Annotated in this window: 19 protein-coding genes; 5 read left to right on the top strand and 14 right to left on the bottom strand. The window is 33.4% G+C overall.

From position 1 onward, the window contains the following. Position 1: 1 nt before the first annotated feature. The 4 genes from cdhA to MMARC5_RS04075 all read right to left on the bottom strand — a co-directional run bounded on the left by cdhA (position 2) and on the right by MMARC5_RS04075 (position 6,438). Positions 2 to 2,338, bottom strand: a complete 2,337-nt coding sequence (gene cdhA, locus MMARC5_RS04060) for a CO dehydrogenase/acetyl-CoA synthase complex subunit alpha (RefSeq protein WP_011868569.1) — start codon at positions 2,336 to 2,338, stop codon at positions 2 to 4. Positions 2,339 to 2,624: 286 nt separating this feature from the next. Continuing rightward, positions 2,625 to 3,416 (bottom strand): 16S rRNA (adenine(1518)-N(6)/adenine(1519)-N(6))-dimethyltransferase RsmA, encoded by a 792-nt coding sequence (gene rsmA / locus MMARC5_RS04065; protein WP_011868570.1) that lies wholly within the window; start codon positions 3,414 to 3,416, stop codon positions 2,625 to 2,627. Between the two features lie 10 nt (positions 3,417 to 3,426). Further along, positions 3,427 to 4,314, bottom strand: a complete 888-nt coding sequence (locus MMARC5_RS04070; protein ID WP_011868571.1) for a 50S ribosomal protein L11 methyltransferase — start codon at positions 4,312 to 4,314, stop codon at positions 3,427 to 3,429. Positions 4,315 to 4,443: 129 nt separating this feature from the next. Further along, entirely contained in the window at positions 4,444 to 6,438 is a 1,995-nt protein-coding gene (locus MMARC5_RS04075) for a DNA topoisomerase VI subunit B (protein WP_011868572.1), read from the bottom strand. Between the two features lie 321 nt (positions 6,439 to 6,759). Here MMARC5_RS04075 and MMARC5_RS04080 point away from each other — a divergent pair, with 321 nt between their 5' ends. From MMARC5_RS04080 to MMARC5_RS04095, 5 genes are all read left to right on the top strand, one after another. Next, positions 6,760 to 7,524 (top strand): D-aminoacyl-tRNA deacylase, encoded by a 765-nt coding sequence (locus MMARC5_RS04080; RefSeq protein ID WP_011868573.1) that lies wholly within the window; start codon positions 6,760 to 6,762, stop codon positions 7,522 to 7,524. Between the two features lie 86 nt (positions 7,525 to 7,610). After that, positions 7,611 to 8,378 (top strand): nickel pincer cofactor biosynthesis protein LarB, encoded by a 768-nt coding sequence (gene larB, locus MMARC5_RS04085; protein WP_011868574.1) that lies wholly within the window; start codon positions 7,611 to 7,613, stop codon positions 8,376 to 8,378. A gap of 1 nt (position 8,379) precedes the next feature. Beyond that, entirely contained in the window at positions 8,380 to 9,963 is a 1,584-nt protein-coding gene (locus tag MMARC5_RS04090) for a DUF2226 domain-containing protein (RefSeq protein ID WP_011868575.1), read from the top strand. 57 nt (positions 9,964 to 10,020) lie between these two features. Beyond that, the gene (locus MMARC5_RS09740; RefSeq protein WP_196793259.1) at positions 10,021 to 10,179 is read left to right on the top strand and encodes a hypothetical protein; all 159 of its coding nucleotides are present in this window, start codon (positions 10,021 to 10,023) and stop codon (positions 10,177 to 10,179) included. Between the two features lie 28 nt (positions 10,180 to 10,207). Further along, complete coding sequence (locus MMARC5_RS04095) at positions 10,208 to 10,729, top strand: hypothetical protein (protein WP_011868576.1); 522 nt, start codon at positions 10,208 to 10,210, stop codon at positions 10,727 to 10,729. A 120-nt stretch (positions 10,730 to 10,849) separates the two neighbouring features. Here MMARC5_RS04095 and MMARC5_RS04100 read toward each other — a convergent pair whose 3' ends face one another. From MMARC5_RS04100 to MMARC5_RS04145, 10 genes are all read right to left on the bottom strand, one after another. Next, a complete protein-coding gene (locus tag MMARC5_RS04100) occupies positions 10,850 to 11,050 on the bottom strand; it encodes a helix-turn-helix transcriptional regulator (RefSeq protein ID WP_011868577.1) in 201 nt (66 codons plus the stop codon). After that, on the bottom strand, positions 11,047 to 11,433 hold the full coding sequence (locus tag MMARC5_RS04105; protein ID WP_011868578.1) for a hypothetical protein: 387 nt from the start codon (positions 11,431 to 11,433) through the stop codon (positions 11,047 to 11,049). Before MMARC5_RS04105 ends, MMARC5_RS04100 begins: the two co-directional genes overlap by 4 nt. A 9-nt stretch (positions 11,434 to 11,442) precedes the next feature. Then, entirely contained in the window at positions 11,443 to 11,874 is a 432-nt protein-coding gene (locus tag MMARC5_RS04110; RefSeq protein WP_011868579.1) for a hypothetical protein, read from the bottom strand. A 149-nt stretch (positions 11,875 to 12,023) separates the two neighbouring features. Next, positions 12,024 to 12,167 carry a rubredoxin-like domain-containing protein gene (locus MMARC5_RS09745; RefSeq protein WP_011868580.1) on the bottom strand — a complete coding sequence of 48 codons (144 nt, stop codon included), beginning with the start codon at positions 12,165 to 12,167 and terminating at the stop codon, positions 12,024 to 12,026. A gap of 231 nt (positions 12,168 to 12,398) precedes the next feature. Next, positions 12,399 to 12,692, bottom strand: a complete 294-nt coding sequence (locus MMARC5_RS04120; protein ID WP_011868581.1) for a cupredoxin domain-containing protein — start codon at positions 12,690 to 12,692, stop codon at positions 12,399 to 12,401. A 299-nt stretch (positions 12,693 to 12,991) separates the two neighbouring features. Continuing rightward, positions 12,992 to 13,225, bottom strand: a complete 234-nt coding sequence (locus tag MMARC5_RS04125) for a thioredoxin family protein (protein WP_011868582.1) — start codon at positions 13,223 to 13,225, stop codon at positions 12,992 to 12,994. 43 nt (positions 13,226 to 13,268) lie between these two features. Then, positions 13,269 to 14,225: a permease gene (locus MMARC5_RS04130; protein ID WP_011868583.1), complete on the bottom strand. Its 957-nt coding sequence runs from the start codon at positions 14,223 to 14,225 to the stop codon at positions 13,269 to 13,271. A gap of 268 nt (positions 14,226 to 14,493) precedes the next feature. Next, positions 14,494 to 19,710: a cobaltochelatase subunit CobN gene (locus MMARC5_RS04135; protein WP_011868584.1), complete on the bottom strand. Its 5,217-nt coding sequence runs from the start codon at positions 19,708 to 19,710 to the stop codon at positions 14,494 to 14,496. 390 nt (positions 19,711 to 20,100) lie between these two features. Beyond that, positions 20,101 to 20,937, bottom strand: coding sequence for a DUF6544 family protein (locus MMARC5_RS04140; protein WP_011868585.1), 837 nt, complete (start codon positions 20,935 to 20,937; stop codon positions 20,101 to 20,103). Between the two features lie 104 nt (positions 20,938 to 21,041). Beyond that, entirely contained in the window at positions 21,042 to 21,716 is a 675-nt protein-coding gene (locus tag MMARC5_RS04145) for a class I SAM-dependent methyltransferase (RefSeq protein WP_011868586.1), read from the bottom strand. Positions 21,717 to 21,853: the final 137 nt, after the last annotated feature.

The following is a 21,853-nucleotide window of genomic DNA, read 5'->3' on the forward strand; positions in this document are numbered from 1 at the left end:
CCTATTTCCTCCCTAGTAATGAGGGTTCTTTTGGAGCTTCCCTTGGAGTCCAGTTTTTACTTGTTAAATCATCCGTCACGTCTTTTTTATAAGTAATTGGAACGTCTCTTTCGTTTCTTACAAATAATTCTAAGTCTGTTGGAAGTTCGCCAAAGTATTTTTTGTACAAATCAATATAATGTGAAAGTTTCAACTGCCTTCCTTTAGGCGTATCATTTGGCCTTATACACATTTTTACAGTGCTTACGAGTGCTTCTTCCATGGTTTCTGCAGCATAAAGCAGATGTTCTGGAGCAGGTTCTCCTTTAACCGTTTCGCCAGTTCTTAAATCGTTGATGTCCCACATATCTTCTTTATCGATTCTTCCAAGGTATAGCCTTCTGTATTTTGAACTGTGTGGTCCAAGTACTGCAGGAACTCCCCATCGGTTAAATCCTGATGCAATTGCAGCTGCTTTTTGTGAAAATGCACCCCAAGCTACACCACAAGCACCAACTCTGTTTAAGATATAATCTGCAACTTCTTCGAAGTTTCCAGAAAGTGGCTTTTTAGCAAAGATGTTTGCAATTTTTATACAGGCTCCTGAAATATGGGCATTTGAAACACATGAACCGATATTTGCAAGTCCACTAGCATCAAAAATTCCTTCATATTTTTCATAGAGTGTCTGCCCATCTTCATCGATATATTCTCCAATTGACATTGCAGAACATCCTGTTGCTACAACGATGTATCTTCTTTTTAAGAGCTCTTCTGCCATTTTAGCAATTTCTATTCCGCCGTTTGGATAGTTGGAACATCCAACAAATGCAACTACTCCAGGAATATCTCCTAAAACGATAGGGCCTCCAACTTTTCTAATCTCAACATCCTGAACTGGACCTCTTCCTGCCCTTATTTTGAATTTCTGGTCCTTTACAAGATGATCTCCAGCTTTTGTTATGAATGAAACGAGCGGTAAATTTCTCTCACACTCTTCCTCACATCTTCCGCAGGTGTAGCACATATCGTATTCGTAGAGGTCTGCAAGTTTTTTGAGGTCCCCTTTAGCTGCGGCAGTTACTGCATCCATTATTGGCCTGTTGTTTGGACAGACTCTAACGCACCAACCGCATTCGGTACATTCTTTTGCAAGTTCAGGAATTTCAGAAATATCTGGAAGACATTTTAAAGATTCTCTTCTTTTTGCAATTTTTTTAGCAACTTCCACTGCAACTTTTCCTACTTTTTTAGGCTCAAGTATAAGTGCGCCATCGATATTTCCGTTAACGAGTTCGTTAATGATTAATTCAGGGTCTTCTTTTGTCATATCTGGAAGTCCAAGACACATTTTGTCAGTTGTTGCAATGACTACTGCACCATTTTTCTTAGCTTCTTCCAAAACATCTGTTCTGACACACTGCTCATCAACCACAATAACATCTGAAACACCACTCCTGATGAATTTCATCTGTTTTGATAGCGGACCGATAACTTTTGCAGCTTGGTTGTATCTGGTTATATCTATTGCAGTACAGCAGATACCACAAACTTCAACGTCTTCATAGAGATCGTTATCTTCAACATAGTCGAGTATTTCTGCACCAGGTGCTACGTTGTGACCGATACAGAGTACTACTGGTTTATCTTTATCGACGGTTCCAAGACCCAGTTCTACAAGTGGTTCGTCACCATCTCCTCTTGGCATGTCATATGCAACAATTTGTGTAATATCTGCTACTTCCCTTGCAAGATCATCCATCATTCCTGCGTGAAGTGCTTTCGATTCAAAATCAAGAGCATTTCCCTCCTGACCTGTATGGCATGCTGAAAGGAGATGCGATAACTGTTCTTCGACGTAAGATAAAGATTCATCCAGATCACCTACGGTAACTGGTTTTTTACCAATAATAGTTCTGATTATCGGAGCTTCTATATCGATATTTTTACCCATATCTACTGGGAAATCCTTTCCTTTCTCTTTGATTACATGGTGAAGCATGTGTCTTCCATGTCCTGCATGAGCTGCAGTTCCGATGCACGATGCTAAAAGAACGGTTCTTGCCTGTTGAGCTTCTGCATCAATTCCACAAGCGCCCTTTTTACCAAGTAAATCACACTTTCCGTATGTACATAAACAGCACATATCACAGAAAGGCGCGTAGAAAGGCGGGTATCGTTTCAATAGTTTGAAATCCCAAGATCTCAAATCTGTAACACTTGGTTTTGGCGTAGGCCCCATTGGTTCGTCCAATTCTTGATTTGACTTGCCTTTGGATACCTCACCAAATGATATTGAAAGATTCTTCGTCTTCCAAAAATCGTCGTCAAGTTTTTTATCCATTTTTTTATGTTTCATGACCATCACCGATTTGTCATGATTTATAATGACAGTTTAAAATATAAATAGGTTAGTATGAAATGGCTTAAAATACCAATAATGGTATTTAAAGGTAGGATACCGGATATAATAATAAACTTTACTTGAAAATAATATTACTATTTAAATAAATATTTTTAATATGTAATTTTAAAAATCTACGGCGTTTGGGCCATTAAAAAAATATATGTTTATAAGTTTATTTAATAACATTGGTAATATTACTTATGCCCCTTCATGTTTATTTTATTTCTGCCACATTTTTCTAAATTTCATCATACAATAAATTGCTTAAGTACCCGATTTTTTCAGGCGAAGTTTTAAACACCCGTTCTGAAAAATCAAACTCACTTTCAACTTTTTCTAAAATTTCTTTTAAATTATCGCGATCAATTTCAATTTCATGGCTTGAATCAATTAACGCTCGTTTAATTGTTCTATTCCTATGCTGGAACATTGCTTTTAAAACTTTTTTGAAAAATTTTTCGTCTTTAACAAAATATTTTGGTTCTCTTTTTGTTAATTTCACAATTGCAGAATTTACATCGGGTTTTGGGGAAAATGCACTTGGTGGGACCTTACAAATAAATTCAACGTCTGCATTATACTGAACTGCAACGCTTAATCTGCTGTATTCCTTGGTATCAGGTTTTCCAGCCATTCTTTTTGCAAATTCATACTGATACATCAAAACAGCCGTTTCAAAATCCACGTCTAAAAATTTAAATGTTATTGGCGAAGAAATTTGGTAAGGTAAATTTGCAACGATTTTATTAAATCCAAGATTTTTTAAGTCAACTTTTAAAGCATCTGACCAAATAATTTCAACATTTTCAAATTCAGATGTTATTTCATCTGCAAAAGGTTTTAATCGTTCATCAAGTTCGATCACATAAACTTTTTTTGCAATTTTAGCAAGTTCTTTTGTCAGGGCCCCTTCTCCAAGCCCTAACTCTAAAACGACATCTTTATTAGTTATTTCTGCACGATTAATTGCTTTTTTAACAAAATTTTTATCTTTTAAAAAACATTGGCCTAATTTTTTAGACTGTCTCATCATTTCACGTTTAAATAAGTACTACTTGTTTAGAAATTGTTTTTGCTTTATTTAAAAAAGGTTCTCTGTTCATATGGGGAAATAAATCTACAAAACAGACATCCCCCATGATATCGAGATTCAAAAAGTCTGAATTAATAATTTCAATTCTCTCAAACACTTCTTTTGAGAAGTTTAGCTTCAAGTTATATATAACATCTTTTAATGCATGGGAGTTTATGTCTGAAAATATAACCTTTTTCGCACCTTTTTTTAGTGCTGCAAGTCCCAAAGTACCTGAACCACAGAATCCATCAATCACAACCTTTCCGTTAAGATTTAATCGGTCAATTTTTGCAATTTTTGGATTAAATGGCCTTGGAAATTCGATGTGGACTTTTGACTGGTTTTTACATATAACTACGCAATCCATGATTGATTTTAAAACAAAAATATCGCATCGAAAATCGTCTCCCGCAATGAGGGAATTTACATCACATGAATCATCTGCACGATTAAGTCCGGTATTTTTTGAATTATTTGAAATAACTCCTTTAACTTCAGGTATTTTTAATATTTCTTTGGCACATGGTTTTGATACATCTTTCATTACAATTAATTCATCGCTAGACACAACTGGCAGATATTTTAAAGGATATCCAATTTCTACCAAAGGAGTTCCGGCATCCCTCAAAGTTACAGTGTTTAAATCATTATTTTGAAATTCATCAAATTCAACCATTAAATTTAGTACATCAAGCATTACGTCATCTAACTGAGAATTCCCGCATTCACATTTTCTTTTTCGGTTATTAAGTTTTAAGTCAGATATGGAAATTGTTTTAGAAATTGGCCCATTACAATTTTTACATGGTTTGTAAGACCGCAATTTGTTGATAACCGCCCCCTTTGATAACATAAAATCCCCCAAATCGCTTTTATTAAATTATGAAAAAACGAATATAATTAATTTTTTAAATGAAATTGGGTGAAATCTTCAAAAATTTAAATTTTAAAAAAAGAATAAAAATAATTTAAAAAAGGGTAATTATCTAAGCAAATTTACAACGTTTGCTTCGATTTCTTCCTTAGGCCTTCCAGTAATACTTGCAAGTCCTTCTGCAAAGATTACAGCGTACTTCATAACATATTTTCTCTTCTGCTCTTCTTCTTTCGCTTTTCTGATTTTTGAAATGTGCTTTTCTAGCTCCCTTGCACAAATCATTAATGACTGCCTTATTTCGTTGAAAATTTCCTCATTTTCTTCACTGCTTGATGCAATTGCTTGTTTTCCAGCTGAAGTATATGGGATGTGCGTTGAGATAAGGTTTACAAATACTGTAACTGGCGCATCTTCATCGCTTCTAAGGCCGTATCTTCTCCAGTTAACACTTTTAACCGCATTTGTTAAACCACAACCTGAAGTATCAAATAATAAAGGTACGTGGTTTGAAAATCTCATGATTTCCATTTTTTTAGATTCATCCCCACTTCTTCCAGCTTCTCCACCGTATGCAAGACCAACTTCAACTGCGAAAGGAATACCTCCTTTGTAGGTTTTAGGTTTTCTTGTTAAGGTTTTCAAAAATTCTGGTTCAAGAGTATTGAGTGATTTTTCAATGTTTTCTTCGCCAATTGGTCTTAAACCAACTGTTGACGGTGCCATGAAGTCCATATCTTGTAAAACATTTACAATAACTTCAGAATCTTTCCATGTCATTTCTTTTGGATTTTTCTTTAAGAGATCTTTAATTATTTTTCTGTATTTTTCAAGTTCAGTATCTGAAACCATTGCAAGGTCTACAAGAGATTTTACAAACTCTGCCGGAGATTTAGTAATATTTTTTAATTTTCTCCTAAATTCATCGAGTAATGATGCATTCAAGTACTTTTTCTCCATGTACTCCATGAAATTCTCAGGTTTTTTCTTGAAGTGGTTTTTAATTTCTTTTATTTCTTCATCGTCCAATTTTTGAACCAAGTACTGCGTTACAAGGTACTTCATGCAGTAGGTTTTTAATTCACCCAATCCCTCAGGAAGACCATTTATAAGTTGCTTTACATCTTCAATTTCTTTTTTATCGAAATAATGGCCGTAAATATCAAAATATTTCGTGAAATCGAAGTTTAAATAACAGCCCACAATTGTATCCCAAAATACACTCGAACGGTAGTTTTCTAAAAGTGTATCTCTTAAAACGTACTCTTCGAGTTCCTTGATTCTTTTCATTGTAACTCTCGAGAGTTCACTATTTAACATGCTTGAAACTCTTGAAGAATCAGTTACTCTTGAAATGTGAAGTAATTCATCAGTTGTTAAACCGTATGGGTGTGGTTTCATTACTTCAGGTCTTTCTGGAATATCAAATACGGTTCTTTCAAAAATAAGTGTTTCTTCAGGGTCTTCCAATGTAATTTTAGCGTGTGGGGCTGAGAGGCTGATTCTCCTTAAGTATTCGAATGGCCCCTGTTCCCTTCTATTGTATGTAACATCCTTAAATTCTCCTTCAACCCTAGTTCCTCTCCAGAATCCTTCTCTGGTTTTGTGTGAAACTACATCCCCTTCGTTTCTCTCAATACTCATTTTAATTTCCATTTCGTGAATAGTACCGTTTCCTGTGGAAGATGTGATTTTTAATGGCTTTCCTGTCGTCATCTGTGCAAACAATAAAACACCTGCAGCACCGATACCCTGCTGACCTCTTGATTGAACCAATCTGTGTAATTTTGATCCTGCAAGCATCTTACCAAATACTTTTGGAACATATTCTGGAGGAATACCTGGACCGTTATCCTCAATATTAACTCCAAATGTTTCAGAACCTATTTTTCTGATTTCAACCACGATTTCCGGAAGAATTTCAGATTCTTCACACGCATCAAGGCTGTTTGTTACAAGCTCGTGTACAATTGTAGTCATACTTCTTAATCTACCACTGTAACCGAGCATGTGTCTGTTTTTTCTAAAAAACTCTGAAATTGAGTGTTCTTTAAATTCGTCAAATAAGCTTTCTTCGGCAACCACATTAGTATCTTCAGCCATTAAATCACCACAGTTTATAATTATAACAAATGCAGACTTAAAAAAATCATAATTTACAAATTTACAAATTTAATTTGTGAATTAAATAATATTTCGTTTTAACTATAGAATACGGGGTATATATAGAGTATGGATATCAATTTTTTAAAATTTTAACCTAATAACCATTTTAACCTAATTTCATATTTTTAATTGGCATCTTTTAGAGCATCTTTTTAAATGAATATTATTTGTACAAAATTCGAAAATAAAGAAACTATAAATAGAAAAGTTGGTAATTTTAAGATAACAAAAATTGGCAAATGAATTTAGGCGATTAAAATGGATTACTTATTTATTTCTTCAAAAACCGACCCTGCGAGTCAGAACATTAAAAAACATGTTCAAAATTACGGCTACGACGTATTTGAAATTGAAAAAAAGTCAACTCAATCAAATTCTTCAGATTTTCCAATATCTGAAATGTACATATTTTTATCAAAACATGCAAGTGAAAGCAAAAAACCAACACTCACAGTACACACCCCCGGAAATTTAACTGAAGATAATTCACGTGGAGGAAATTCAGAAGAAATTTCCCCCTGTAACCCGATATTCAATACATTGATGCTCCAAAATATGAATAAATACAATGAAATGGAAGAATATCAAGAATTAGGATTTGATGTGAGTTTTGAAGTGTTACATCACGGCCCAACGGATTTAAAAGCCCCGTCTGCATTTGTAGAAATTGGAAGCAGTGAAGAACAGTGGCAGATAGATGATGCGGCAGAAATTATTACAAATTCATTGATTGATACATTAAACTCCATTCAAAATTCTGAATACGAAAAAAAAGAAAAAATAATCGGAATCGGCGGAGGACACTATTCTCCAAAATTTACGAAACTTGCATTAAAAGAAGAATATTATATTGGTTATTTAACTCCAAAACATGCAAAACTCTCTGAAAACATATTAAATCAGATGATTTCAAAACAAGACTTTGATTTTGTAGGGATCGACTGGAAAGGGTTGTATGGCGAAGATAAAAGAAAATACGTCGAATTTTTCGATGAAAATGATATTTCATGGCAGAGAGTTTAATAATTATTTGTTGAAAAATTAAAGATTAAAAAATATATATTACAACAGGACATAATTGAGATAGTTTTTAGATTGCAGATGACACTATGAGAGAGATCCTCGAAAAATTTAAAACCGGAAATCTAAGTTTAGAAGAAGCCGAAAAAAAATTAAAATTAAATTATTTTGATGAATTAGGCGGCTTTTGTAAACTTGATACCAACAGAAAACTCAGAACCGGAATTCCAGAAGTAATTTACGCTGAAGGGAAACGCTGTGAAGATGTTGCCAAAATTTTAAAAGAATTAGCTTTAAAAAGTAACATTTCTCTTGCAACAAGAATAAATGACATAGAAAATCTTAAAAAATGCCTTGAAGACGAAACTGACTTAATTTTAGAAATAAATGAACTTGGAAGAACTGCTGTTTTAAAAAAACGAGGTTTTGAAGTTGAAAAAACTGAAAAGATCGGGATACTTGCAGCAGGAACTTCGGATATTCCCGTAGCAGAAGAAACAGCCGAATCTGCAAAAATAATGGGTTGCGAAGTAATAAAAAATTACGATGTAGGTATTGCAGGAATACATAGGTTATTTACTCCAGTCAAATCGATGATTGAAGAGGATGTGTGCTGTATTATCGCGGTTGCAGGAATGGAAGGAGCACTTCCATCAGTAATTTCGTCTCTTGTTGATATTCCAGTAATTGGAGTTCCTACTTCTGTTGGATACGGCTATAAACTCACACCACTACTTACGATGCTTCATTCATGCAGTCCTGGACTTGTTGTGGTAAATATCGATAATGGATTTGGAGCTGGCGTTTTTGCCGGACTTATTGCTTCAAATATATCAAAACGAATTAAGAAGGGATAACATGGACATCATAGAAGGAAAATTTGTGAAAATGGGATCGAATTATAAAGAACTTTTTGATGAACTTCCGGATGATTTTTTAGGGCATATTCGACTCTCCTTGAAAAGTAATGGACAATTTAAAGAAAGTCATCTTTTTTTAAAAGATAAACAAATTATTGGTGGATATTCTGAATACGAAGGGGAATTTTTTGGAAATGATGCTATTTTAAATGCCATGAAAATGGCAGATCTTGGTGCCATTGTTGATATTTTTTCCTACACAGATTCTATGTTATCTATGATGCAAAGTTCAGATGCAAGATTATTTTATAGCGAAAATCCCGTTAAAAAAATCGCTTTAGAAAAAAAGAAAGTACTTGTGACAAACGATGCAAGAATATCAATTCCAGAAGGCAGGCCAATAAAATTGGGAGCTTCTGACGATTTTGAAAAATATTTTGGAAGATATACGCTTGTGGAACTCTTCAAAAAGAGTGATGGAAACTATTTAAGGGGTTATATTGGATATGAAGAACATTCTCCGAATGTTGCAGTTTATCAGGCTGAAAATAAATTAACTTTTGGAATTAGTGCTTTTGAAATTTTTAATAATCTTGTTGAAGAAGATGACAATGTTGCAATTGATGTTTACGAATACAATAAATCAAAATTGGATTATTTTGTTGAAGAATACCCTGATTCAGTAATTTCAGCTAAAAAGTCAGAATCTGTAAAAATTCAGCAGAAAGAACCCGAAATTCCAAAATATACTCCAAAAGTTGAAGAAATCGTTGAGATCGAAGAAGATTTTGATGAAGTAGACGAAATCGAAGAAGATATTTCAAGAGAAGAATTGATGAAAAAATTGGGTATAAAAACTGTTAACGATGATATGATTGAAAATCTTTTAGAAGATGTCTTTGAACCATCAAAAGCCGAAATTAGTGCGATAGAAAGCGAACTTTTAGAAAAAATAAATGATTATCTTGAAGAAAATACAGATGTTACGAAATTTGATAGCGAACTTTCAATAGAATATAATGATGAAGGCGAATTTATTGCAGAATGTTTCATAACTACAACGTCAGATAGTGAATACGGAGTAAAATCTGCCGTAGATCCAAAAATAATCAAAAAAGAGATTACAGCTATTTTTGACTCATATGTAATTGACATAATTCCGGAAATAACCGTAATTAATCAGAAATCAGCAAAATCAGAACCCGATACGTCAATAAATAAATACGAGATAGATCTTGAAAAAGAACTCAATAAAATAAAAGCCAAACATTCTGATGAAAAAAGAACCGAATCGGAACAATTGAAAGAAAAAATTGAACGCGGAATACATGAATATTTAGAAAATGTAAACGATATAGCCGAATTTGAAGTTCATATGTCGCTAAATCAAAATGATGGCAATAAATGTAAATGTTCAATAATTCTAGTTCCTAAAAAAATGCTTGGATTTATAAAAAGCAGTTTAAATACTGACAAAATCAAAAAGGAAATTTCAGATATTTTGACATTGAATAATATCGAAATCGAATTTTTAAATATTGCTGTTGAAAAATTCACTACATCATATAATGGGTATAAATAAAAACGATTAAATATTTTTGACATTATATTAATACCCATAATTTAACAGAGGGCTTTTATGAATAACACCTACCTGTTCGCAATATCCTTAGGAATAGGTTTTATAAGTTCTTTTTCGATTTTAAAATTAACCCTACAAAAAAGGAAGAAAGAAAAAGCTAAAGAATGCGAAGAATTAAAAGATGAAGTAATAAATGGACTTCAAAAATTAAAATAAACGATAAAATATCCAAAGGGGTCTAAGAATGGAAAATTTGAGTTTGTTTACGGTTTCACTCGGTGCAGGATTTTTTGGTTCATACCATACATTAATTAAAATAAAAAAAGATGAGAAAGATACTAAACAGGAAGCAAAAGATATGCTTGAACTTGAAGTAATCGAAGGACTTCAAAAATTAAAAAGCCATGCGGTTTCAAAAAATCCTGAAAAAGCATCCGACACTTACGATCTTTTAGAAATTGCTCTTTCGCACGATCTTTTGGATGTTACGGTAGTTAATGATGAAGGTTTAACAATCATTTCCACATTAAAAGACCCCGAAGAAGTTGCAGGTCAGTACAGTGGTATTTTTCAAACATTAAACAAAATTATGGGAAATGTTGAAAAAACAAGCATAAAATCTGGCGAGGAATACATATATATATCAACAATTGAAAAGAACGAAATGCCATTTTACATTATTGCAAATTCGTATATCGAAATGGACCCAACTGATGAAAATGAACTTCAAAATGAAGTCATTGGAATTTTAGGGCAGTATATTTAAACAATTAAGGCAAATGATGATGTTATCCCCGGCTGAACTTGTGATGAGCCACTTTATGATCTGCTGATGCCTTTCTTTTTATTTTAATAATATTTCGATAAACTTTTTTTAACCATTTTTTTATTCATCATCTTCAAAAATAAACAGCTCATCGATTGTTGTATCCAGCGCTTTTGATATCGAATGGGCAAGTTTTAATGAAGGATTATATTTTCCTTTTTCAAGAAAACTTATGGTTTCCCTCCTCACTCCAACAATTTTTCCGAGTTCTTCTTGGGTCATGTCGTACTTTGCCCTATATTCCTTTATTCTTGTTTTCATTCAACATCGCCCTGTTTTTTAAAGTACTGTTGAAATAAAAGCGCACTTATCAGCATTACAAAATAAATTATTCCAATTACCTGCGAAACAGTTATTTCAAACCAATTAATATAATCTACCCAAAATATTAGATTCATTATTAAAAATGTCAAAACCCAAGAATATGCAAGTCCTGCATTTGCAATTTTTCGTATTCTTTCATCTTTTGATGGAATTTCACGGTATTTTATGTGAAGATATAAATTATAAACTATTAAAATAACCCCTGCATTTACCAAAACTGCAGTTACTAAACTGTTAACCTCAAATATGTATTCAATAAATATTCCAAAAAGCATTATTAAAAATCCTAAACTAAGTCTATTTTTGAATTTACTGTCCATATAACTCTCCTAAATTTCAGATTTTTCCAGATAATAATTTGAAATCGCTTTTACGATCATTCCACCAAACAAAGCTGCAACTAAAAACCAGTCGACGTAAAAACTTTGATTCAAAGCACTTATAATAGATTGATACATTATTCCGGCAACCAAAATTAAAACCATTGCCCATGCAGCATTTCTCTCAGATATTGCTTCTATTTTAAATTCTCGTTCATCTTTATCGAGATTAACCATGATATGCCCTACATCAAGAAGTAAAAATAAAAGCCATGCTACTGTAACGTATGTTCTTGTTGTTTCATCCCAATACGGTAGCGATTGAAATATTATGTATGGTAAAACCATTACCGCGATATAAAGCCATCCCTGCCATGTTTTTGGGCGAACTCCCCAGCCACCAAACTTTCTTCTCTCAAACCATTCCGGTTTTCCAAACATTCAAAATCACTCCAACTTACTGTTATCTATTTCAAACATTATGTTACTTATTTCTAACTCAATGTTAGATATTGTTAACATCAACCTATATAAAACTTGCCAAAATTAGTTCAAAATTGAAAATATAAAAAATTTAAAAATAATAAATATTACATTCCAAGTTTTTCCGGAAGCTCTTTTTTTGTAATTTCAACGTACGAGTCTTTAGTCATGCATGTTGGACATGGATTTGACGCATTTTTACCTTGATGAATATCCCCGCAAACTTTGCATTCAAAAAACTTTTTATCCATGATTTTACCCCCCATATCTTAATAAGTATACTCCATAAGCGTGAATTGCTATTGAAATTAAAAATAAAACCCAATAATAGCAGTGATATTTGAAAATTATTCTATAAATTTTTAGATCAAGTATATATTTGGGCAGAAAATTTCTGCATCTGCAAGATATAAATATTAAAAAAATAAATAAAAAGTTAGTAAATCCCGTGTAAAAAACCAGTTTAAATGCAGTTTCTGGCATTATTTTACCACTTCAACAGTTCCCTTCATGTATGGGTGAGGCATACCGTAGTAATCAAAATTTCCTGTTTCATTGAACGGGTAATTCCACGAAAAGTCTTTTGAAAGAAGTCCTGAATCAAATATTCCATCATTTGATGTTACAGTATGCCTTACACCATCTTTTTGAACCCATGTAACTGTTGTTCCAACCTTCACAGTTATGCTTGCAGGTTTATATGAAAAATCTTCAATCAATACCGTTGCTTCATTTTGACCTTCGAAACCAGTGGATGTATCAACCGGCGTTTCCATCTGACACCCTGCAAAAATAACTACAAAAATTATAGATATTGCCTCCAGACATTTGTACACAATCAACCCCCTCCAAAAACCCCAAAATGATATTCTTAAACTATTGCATCCAACATATCTATATCCGCCATCAAAAATAGATATTATAATTTTTTCAAAAATAACTATAAATACTCTGTGATTGTGAAAAAACGTTTAAAAAGGGTATTTTTTAACTAAATTTATAGAATTATCTAAAGTGTATATTTCGATTACAGTATAATTAAAATATATAATTTTCAAGTTTTATTATTCCAATATTAAAGTTTAGATAACTCATTCTTAATTTCTTCAACACTTGGAACATTTCCTTCAAATATCACTTCATCGTCAACGACGAGCCCAGGGGTTGAAATTACGTATTCTGCAATTTTTGCAGCGTCTGTAACTTTTGCTATTTCTGCATCGATTTTTAGTTCTTCTACTGCTTTTTTCACGTTTTCATAAACGTCCATACATTTTTTGCATCCCATCCCTAATACGATTATTTTCATAATTATTACCTCGAAATAATTTTTGATATCATTATAATTAAAATTAAAGGAGGATATTGAATAAATATCCTGTAATTACAATTGCAATGCTCGTAATTCCAAAGAATGCAGCTATTAATTTTGGTTTTATTACTTTTCTAAGTAAAACTGCTTCTGGGAAGGATAACGCAGTTGTTGCCATCATAAATGCAAGCGCAGTTCCAATTCCTACTCCTTTTCCAATTAACGCTTCTGCAATAGGGATTGTTCCAAGCGCATTTGAATAAAGAGGTACTGCAATAATTGTTGCAAAAATTACTGCTAAAGGATTATCTGGACCCGCATATTTTGCAAGAATCGCTTCTGGCGCATAACCGTGTATTATTGCTCCAATTCCAATACCAATCAAGATGTAAAGCCAGACTCTCATTACAATATCTTTTGTATTGTCCTTTGCAAATTTTAAACGCTTTTTTTGAGTTAATTTCTTTATTTTTCGAGCCCTGCTTCTTATTTCATATACGTATTCTTCGACCTGATCTTCCATTTTAAGTTTACCAATTATAATTCCGCCAATCACCCCGATAATTACTCCGGAAATTACGTAGAGCATTGCTATTTTCCATCCAAAAGATGCCAAAAGTACTGCAAAAGCTGCTTCGTTTACTATCGGAGAGGTGATCAAAAACGAAAGGGTAACTCCAAGAGGGATTCCCGCTTCCACGAATCCAATAAATAGTGGAACTGAGGAGCATGAACAAAATGGTGTTACAATTCCAAGTAATGATGCCATAATGTTTCCAGAAACTCCGGAATACTTTTCGAGTATTTTTTTTGTTTTTTCGGGTGGAAAATAGCTTCTAATGTATGAAATTGAAAATATCATTATAGAAAGCAAAATTACAATTTTTAAGCTGTCGTATATGAAAAAGTGAACTGATGAGGCAATTGCAGTTTCCATACTCAAATTTAGGATATTTTCTACAACGTATCTCGCACCATAATCTAACCAACCAAACATCTTTTTCACCAAATACTAACATGCATTCTAAATTCTAGACGAATTATATGGATATTTATGGAAATCAATATATTATGAAATATATTTATAGTTTTCGATATACCAATATATATCGATATATATTGATGTATTTTAAATATATTTAAATTTATGGATTAATTTAAAAAATCCTGAAAATAACATGTGCTTTGAAAATAAGCCATATAAAATTGCTTCAAACTATAATTTTTTACTTTTTTTAATTTAAAAAAATAAAAAAAGAAAATATTTATTTTCTTCTCAAAAGTTTCAGAGCATTTATAATATTTGTAAATACTTCTGGGTTTTGCTTAAAGTATCCAACACCTACAAGTCCTGTCATTCCAATTGCACCAATAATTGCAATAACTGTTGTTCCAGAAGTTTCAGAAGTTTCTGGTTCATCATTCATCGTAACTTCGTATGCTTTTTGTGTTTTTGATGTTGAAGATGAGGATGATTCTGAACTTGAGCTCGAACTTGAACTAGTACTACTTCTACCCCCATCAGAACCAACACTTGGTGCTGCATCTTCAGTCATTGTAGTGTTTGTTATTACTGTTGCATTCGTTGCATTTACTGCTTCGACTACTGATTCATTTCCAGAATACACTTTTGAATATGTGTCTGGTTCAGAGCTTGAATCGGTAACTGTAGTTCCAGTTTCTGAAGAAACGTCTATATCTTTGTATGTAGCTTCTTCGTATAATCTTTCATATTCTTTTAATGTTTCTTCGTCAAGTGAAGAATGTGCCACTGCCCACTCGTTAAGTTCTAAGTTTCCACACGTGTGGTGACAGCAGGTAACTCCATAATCCACTACTGATTGAATGAATTCGTTTGCCAAATTTTCTAAGACTGCATCATCAGCATTCCAGTAATCTTTACGCGCTGTTTCCATCATTCTTGCGGTCATTGCTTGGAATTGATATGGATTTTCAGTCATTAAAAACTCATCTAATCCCATATCATACTTATCGTTGATATATACGTCGTATACCGTATTCCAGTCGGCATCGGTAACCATGTCGGGGTTCGTTACATCCCAACCCCATAAATACTCGGTAAATTTCATCATCGAGAAAGCACCGGCATAATCCGCTTCCATCATTCCTTCTATCCATAATGGATTCAAGTATCTTGAACGTAATTCAGTCCTATATGCTTCGTTCAATGAAATAATCTTCATATCTGCCACATTTTCTAAATTTGCTATGTACTCTTCAGGAGTTTCTCCAGTAAGTACTCTTACTGTAAGAGCCAAACCTCCTAAATATGCATAGTAATCGTCATTATCAATAATACCATATAAATTCGTGGAATCACTGTGAACGCATGCATCGAGGTCCATTAAATTCATTGTAAAGACGTCTTCATATTTATCTCCCCATACATCTGCTCCGTATATGTGGGACGTCGTTGATATAAAGAAGTCTGCAAGTTTGGATTCATTTTCCCAAGTGTTACTTGCTTCGATTGCATCGTCCATTCCATTTCCATAGTTACCAGTTGCTTCACTGAATATTCTACATTTCGAAAGGAAATCAGCTTCTTCTTCAGTATAGTTAAGTTCGAGAAGTTGTGCTTCCATCTGATCAGAATGCATTTTGACATAGTTGTCTTCATAGCTTTCATTTAATTCTGCAACCAATCTTATAGCTTTATCGATTGTTTCGAGTTGGAATGGGAACGTATCCCTATATAATCCAGAGGATTGGACAAGTACGTCAATTCTCGGGCGACCCAGTTCCTCTACAGGTATTACCGTAAAGTTAACAATTGTGACACCATCACTTACAGGTTTAACCCCGAGCATTGCATATATTTGCGCTTCCATTACACCATGGTGCCTGAATGTTTCTATTGCCCATAGTGTGTAGGATACTTTGTCAGGGTATGTACCGTGACTAGCATTATAAGTGGTAAGCAATTGGCCTGCAAGCTCGTATCCGTATACCATAGTTTCTGCATCAGGGAATTTTCTCTGGTCAAAACCATAGAAGTTTCTACCTGTTGGCAATGCACTTGGATTTCTTACTGGATCGTTTCCAGGTGCAGGTTCAATGAATTCTGCATTGAGTGCTCGCATAAAGTTGGTAATTTCTTGAGTCGTGTTTGCTAAATTTGCAGCATATTCTAATCCAGTATTAAGATCAGCCGTAACATTTGTATCGGTTAAGTTAAGAATTTCCATCTGAGCAACTGATACATCTGTTCCATCAATTACTGTAGCATTTATTAGATCATATGCATATTCATTTGCTAAATCTTCCCGGTCTTCTTCGTCTCCTTCTTCTTCAGGAATTACTGCATAAATATGTTCTATAAAGTCATCACGAAGCATTGATTTAATCATGCATATCAGTTCTTCGCCCTCGGGTGCAACTCCGAAAGTATGGACTCCATAAGGCATTAGCATCGATTGCAATTCATGCAAATAGTTGTGCACATTGTTGCTCATGAAAAATCCAAAATCTTCATCAGACATGTTTTGAAGTTCTTCAGTGGTTACATTAAGGTCGTATTCCATTGAATTATTTTCATACAGTTCTATAAGTGTATCACGGTAAAGAGCAGACATGTTTGTGTTATTATTACTTATTGCATCCTCATAGTTATGGATTTTTTCGTGCATATCTGCAAGATCGCCGTATAGTCCCGCTTCTACGATAGCAGGCGTTAAATAATCGACTAAGACTGCGTTACCCCTATGTTTTGCCTGGCTACCTTCACCAACGTTATCCATGATGTATGGATAGATAACTGGCGTATCTTCTACACATAATGCTGGGTAATCGTATCTCCAAATACCAACTTCTTTTCCACCTGACCATTCTTGTGATCCGTGGGTACCGAAGTGAACTATCGCATCTGCATCGAATACGTGGTTAATCCAGAAGTATACTGCTAGATACTGGTGAGTTAATGGTATTGATGTATCGTGGTATATTAACGCTTCACTGGACATGAACGCTTTTGTTGGTTGAGGTATGAAATTAATATTTCCCATTTGAACTGTTGGTATTACAAAGAACTGTTCTCCTGTTGTATTATTTGTATAAGTCATAATTTCTCCAGGAGCTTCACCCCATGTACCTTCAACCTCGTCTCTTACTGATGCTGGCACGTAACTATCATTATTATACCATTCAAGGTAATCATCCAATGGTAAAAGGATAGCGTTACCAGATTCAACGACTTTTTCAAGTTCACCTGGAGCCCATGCCCCAACGTTTCTGCTTGCGATAAATAAGTCGTAGAATTCATCCCCATCAGGAATCGTACTGTTTCCAATATCGTATCCTTCTGCTTGCATTTCTTCAAGTATTAATGTGAAACTTGAACCAATGTCAAGATACGTAGAACCAATACTTTCTTTTCCACCATCGTGGTTCCAGTATAATATAGTGATTTTTTTATCAGAATTATTAGTTCTTCCAAGTTCTGCCTGCCCTATCGCACGGTCACATAACCATTCAACCTGTTCTTGAATAGGTTCATAAAGTACTAGCTCAGAATCGGATGTTTCATTTCTTCCTGCAATGAATATATAATCAATACATCCATCAATTTCAGGCATTGTTACGGACATTGCAAGAGACAGTGGGTCAACACCGTGAGTACTGTTGTAGTATTCGTCCACTGTTGTAAATGAATCCAGTATTCCTTTTAAAACAGGAACATTGTAGTATTTTAGATATTCGACACCCTCTTCTTGAGGATTACCCAGACTGAATTTAGGTAAAGATATCATTGCGTCAACGAGTACTTCACCATCTTTTGTGAGGTAGTCCACATCTGCCCTACAAACTTCGTTAGTTGTATATATTACATTACAACCTTGTGATTCAAGATATCTGATTATTGCATCGTCTGTAGCGAACTGTTCTTTCGTTGATTCTATTTCATAGGTAATAATACCTATTGTAGGTGCATTTTCGTCATATGCATGTCCATCAGTTCTGCTTGAATACCATTCTAAATATTCAGTACTATCAGCAAATATCCTTGGGAAAGCATCGGGGTGATATATACCGTCAATAGGTATTGCAGGATCCGCTAATGGACCATATTCGATGTAATAGTTTTCAACCTCTGCTCCAATGTAACGAACAAGGTTTTCCATGTTTGTAGGCCCATCATTCTCAACATAGTTATATAACACGTTATTAACACTCAAATTGAGGGTGTTTCTTGAATCCTCCGGTGATGCAACAAAACATATGTCTGTTCCATAATTATCTCTTGCATCTGCAAATACGGGTTCCAAAGAACTGATATCACTGGCCATGTAAAGTATTATTATATCCTGGTCAGATGCATCTGTAAGGTTTGCTACTGCTTCCTCACTAGTCATCATTCTTATATTGAAATTATCTGTAATTATCGTTCTATTTTCGACAATCTGCTTAAGGTAAAAGGCCTTACCTGCGCTATCTATTAATGTGATATTTACCTTTTCTTTTACTATTTCAGGTTCAGAAATCTCTTCTTTAGTCCATAAACCTGAGAATTTTTGTCCCATAAGTTTAATCATGTTTTCGAGATTCACATCTCCTCCCTGAACCCAGTATCTTTCGATATCAGTATATTCGTCAGATCGAAGATCTATGTTTGAAATTGAAACATTTGATGATAAATTATACACGATAACATTTGCTCCACCTTTTGCAGCGGATTTTATGCTAAAAGTCCAATCTTCCACCAATGAAACAGACTGTGAGTCTATAAAGATCATTCCGTAATCTGAAAAATCAAATCCTTCAGGTACTGGATTATCTTTTGTAAATACAGTAATATTCAAGTTGTTTGCAATAGTTTCATCCAAAATTGCACTATTTAATGCATCTGTGTTAACGTCACTACCCAGAACAAATACATATTTAGAAGTATCGACTTTTCCACCAGTAATGGTTACTGTATCAACAAAACCTGGTGCACCTGCTGCTAAGTACGTAAGTAGGTTTTCTGCGTTTTCTAAACCTTCTCCATCGGTTCCCATGTTCTGGTAGTAATCACATACTGTGTCGTTTCTGTATCCGTCTGAAACGTAATCAAAATAGCTAAAACCGTCAAGACTTGTAGTCATTGGCCTTAAGCAGTACATTTCTGCTCCATTCTCTTTTGCGCTTCTTAATGAAGCGTCAATTGATGGATCATTAATTGCTAAGTCCATGAATGCATCACAGATGATTACATCCTGTGTTTCGAGGAATCCTGTTTCTGTTGCATTTAAGATGTCGCTTGTAAGAGCCGAATAATCCGCTGTTAAATAATCGATATATGTGTACTCTATTAGGTCGCTGTAGTCGTTAGACTCGCTTGCGAGTTCAAGAGCTTCGTTTGGAGTATAACAGAGGTATGTTACTCTAACTTTACCCTCGTCTCCAATATCTGCTGAAACTGCTGTAAGCGATGATAAAAGCAGCAAGCTTAGTAATATCAAAAATATATTTTTAAACCGCATTTGTCCACCTGAATTTTTAAATACGCTTGATTAATATTTTTAAAGGGATTTCTTTAATTATTTAACGTTTTTTAGATTAAATCGTTAAAATCGATATTAAGTCTTAGAACTTAATTTTAAACATTATTTTAAAAGTTATGTCATTAAAAATAGTTTTATTTCAATTAACCTGTTTAATTGCCTGTTTTGGGCATTTACGTGCCATTATCCCAAAAAACAACTGAGTTATATTACCTCCAATCAATTTTAATTTATATAATTACAAGTAAAATTGAATAGCTGGTAATATATATTATTTTCTAGTTATCTTTATCCAAAATAGATTAAAATTTAATAAATTTAAAAATAGCCCGACTAAAATATTGAAGTTATGATAAGTTTTTTCTGAAATTAGTAAAATTCAGCAGCTGTTACATTGAAATAAAATGTTTCAATATAATCATCATTTCCGTAGTTCCATCCGACATTCAGTGTTTTAGCAATTTTTAAACCATCTTTTTCTAAATGATCAGAAACAGTTCCGCCAAATGGAATGTATCCATAAGATCCATTTTCTAATTTATTCCATCTATTCATGTAAACTTCCTTTAAACTGCCGTTTTCATTAACTTTTAAATTAACTTTTACAGGTTCACCATCAATTTCAAAAGATACTGAAAAAGTTTCAAAATCAACTTCTTTAAATTTAGTATTTTTATCAGGTATTATTGCCCAAGGGTTCCAAACAATTAACTCTATTGCAAGCCTTCCACGTGCAGATTTGGTTATATCATTGTTGGATTCTTTTACAACAGGGATTAATCCATAAAGTGCAAAATTTATTTCAGAATTATTTTTAAAATAATAATCTGCACCTTTTAGTGTTACAGGCCCACTTTTTAACTGCGCTTTCCATACGAAACCTTCTTTTGAAAGTATTTCTTTAGAATAAATATCATTCCAATGGGCAGTTTCATCTATTTTAGTCCTCATTTTACCTTCGATATCCAAAATAACAGTATCTGGAATTTTAGTTCCGTTTTTTATCGAATTTTTAATAAATTTTTTTACAACGGGAGGAATATTCTCATTCAGCAAGTTTTCGTCGAAATAAATCTCCTCCGAGGCATTTTTATCCAATACTGCCCATATGTTTTCAGTATTATTTTTTGACTTTGTTACAGACATTAACGACATTAAAATAGTTAAAAACACCAATAAACTGATTATTTTTAATAAAATATGCATGGTAGTCACCCCAATTTAACTTAAGATCCATTTTCTGAGTTACAGTTTTTAAATCATAAATTAAGTAATAACTGAATAATTATTTAAAAAAACTGAAGTAATTGCTATTCTTCTAAAGTAGCTGAAAAATAAAGTAAGGAACCGTTTTTAAAATCGTATGGTTTAAATGAAAATCCTTTATTTTCAAAAATATCTTTTAATTCGTTTTCGGAATATAATTTTCCCCGAATCGTATTTTTGCGCTTATTTCTGCCCGTTACAGGAACACTGCATATAAATTTACTCCCCGTTTTTAAAACTCTCTTTAATTCGTTAATAACACTGTCGAGACCATTGAAGAAATTTAATGAAAGATTGCATACGCAGACGTCGTAAAAATTATCCTTAAAAGGCAGTTCTTCTGCGCCACATAAAAATAATTTGGCATTTTTAAAGCCCGCTTTATAAAACTTTTTAAAAGCTATTTTTAACAATCCTTCACTTACATCCACCCCTGAGTATCGATTATCAGTTGGCAAAAATTGGGATAAATTCCCGCTACCGGTTGCAAGTTCTAAAACTTCCTGATCGTGAATGGACTTCAGCTTATCTTTTAAGAATAATTCATGTTTTTCCATTGATGACCCCAAAGTTTTTGGAAACACAGATTTACTCATTATGGGATCATATAAAAAAGAGAAAATACCTGAAAGCCATGATTCGTATTTTTTTCGTTTTCCATTTTTGTAAATATAATAAATTCCATTAGTTTCCAAAACTTCATTTTCATTCTTAAGCATAATCTTCCCCCACTAGTTAAAATAATTCCTAAAACTTGTACAATTATAAATTTAAGTATGACTTAGATATTAAATTTTCGAAAATGTTTTTCCTGAAATTTTGAAAAATGGGTATAATAATTTTAAATTAAAGCTAT

It is taken from the genome of Methanococcus maripaludis C5, assembly GCF_000016125.1.
Taxonomy (GTDB): Archaea; AGJL01; Methanococci; order Methanococcales; family Methanococcaceae; genus Methanococcus; species Methanococcus maripaludis_D.

What these genes read in the sequence shown, in the direction of transcription:
- MMARC5_RS04135 (WP_011868584.1), bottom strand. Translation starts at nt 19,710, where the DNA reads ATGCGGTTTAAAAATATATTTTTGATATTACTAAGCTTGCTGCTTTTA.
- MMARC5_RS04145 (WP_011868586.1), bottom strand. Translation starts at nt 21,716, where the DNA reads ATGCTTAAGAATGAAAATGAAGTTTTGGAAACTAATGGAATTTATTAT.
- MMARC5_RS04120 (WP_011868581.1), bottom strand. Translation starts at nt 12,692, where the DNA reads ATGGAAACGCCGGTTGATACATCCACTGGTTTCGAAGGTCAAAATGAA.
- MMARC5_RS04110 (WP_011868579.1), bottom strand. Translation starts at nt 11,874, where the DNA reads ATGTTTGGAAAACCGGAATGGTTTGAGAGAAGAAAGTTTGGTGGCTGG.
- MMARC5_RS04095 (WP_011868576.1), top strand. Translation starts at nt 10,208, where the DNA reads ATGGAAAATTTGAGTTTGTTTACGGTTTCACTCGGTGCAGGATTTTTT.
- rsmA (WP_011868570.1), bottom strand. Translation starts at nt 3,416, where the DNA reads ATGAGACAGTCTAAAAAATTAGGCCAATGTTTTTTAAAAGATAAAAAT.
- MMARC5_RS04130 (WP_011868583.1), bottom strand. Translation starts at nt 14,225, where the DNA reads ATGTTTGGTTGGTTAGATTATGGTGCGAGATACGTTGTAGAAAATATC.
- MMARC5_RS04080 (WP_011868573.1), top strand. Translation starts at nt 6,760, where the DNA reads ATGGATTACTTATTTATTTCTTCAAAAACCGACCCTGCGAGTCAGAAC.
- MMARC5_RS09740 (WP_196793259.1), top strand. Translation starts at nt 10,021, where the DNA reads ATGAATAACACCTACCTGTTCGCAATATCCTTAGGAATAGGTTTTATA.
- MMARC5_RS04125 (WP_011868582.1), bottom strand. Translation starts at nt 13,225, where the DNA reads ATGAAAATAATCGTATTAGGGATGGGATGCAAAAAATGTATGGACGTT.
- MMARC5_RS04075 (WP_011868572.1), bottom strand. Translation starts at nt 6,438, where the DNA reads ATGGCTGAAGATACTAATGTGGTTGCCGAAGAAAGCTTATTTGACGAA.
- MMARC5_RS04105 (WP_011868578.1), bottom strand. Translation starts at nt 11,433, where the DNA reads ATGGACAGTAAATTCAAAAATAGACTTAGTTTAGGATTTTTAATAATG.
- MMARC5_RS09745 (WP_011868580.1), bottom strand. Translation starts at nt 12,167, where the DNA reads ATGGATAAAAAGTTTTTTGAATGCAAAGTTTGCGGGGATATTCATCAA.
- MMARC5_RS04090 (WP_011868575.1), top strand. Translation starts at nt 8,380, where the DNA reads ATGGACATCATAGAAGGAAAATTTGTGAAAATGGGATCGAATTATAAA.
- MMARC5_RS04070 (WP_011868571.1), bottom strand. Translation starts at nt 4,314, where the DNA reads ATGTTATCAAAGGGGGCGGTTATCAACAAATTGCGGTCTTACAAACCA.
- cdhA (WP_011868569.1), bottom strand. Translation starts at nt 2,338, where the DNA reads ATGAAACATAAAAAAATGGATAAAAAACTTGACGACGATTTTTGGAAG.
- larB (WP_011868574.1), top strand. Translation starts at nt 7,611, where the DNA reads ATGAGAGAGATCCTCGAAAAATTTAAAACCGGAAATCTAAGTTTAGAA.
- MMARC5_RS04140 (WP_011868585.1), bottom strand. Translation starts at nt 20,937, where the DNA reads ATGCATATTTTATTAAAAATAATCAGTTTATTGGTGTTTTTAACTATT.
- MMARC5_RS04100 (WP_011868577.1), bottom strand. Translation starts at nt 11,050, where the DNA reads ATGAAAACAAGAATAAAGGAATATAGGGCAAAGTACGACATGACCCAA.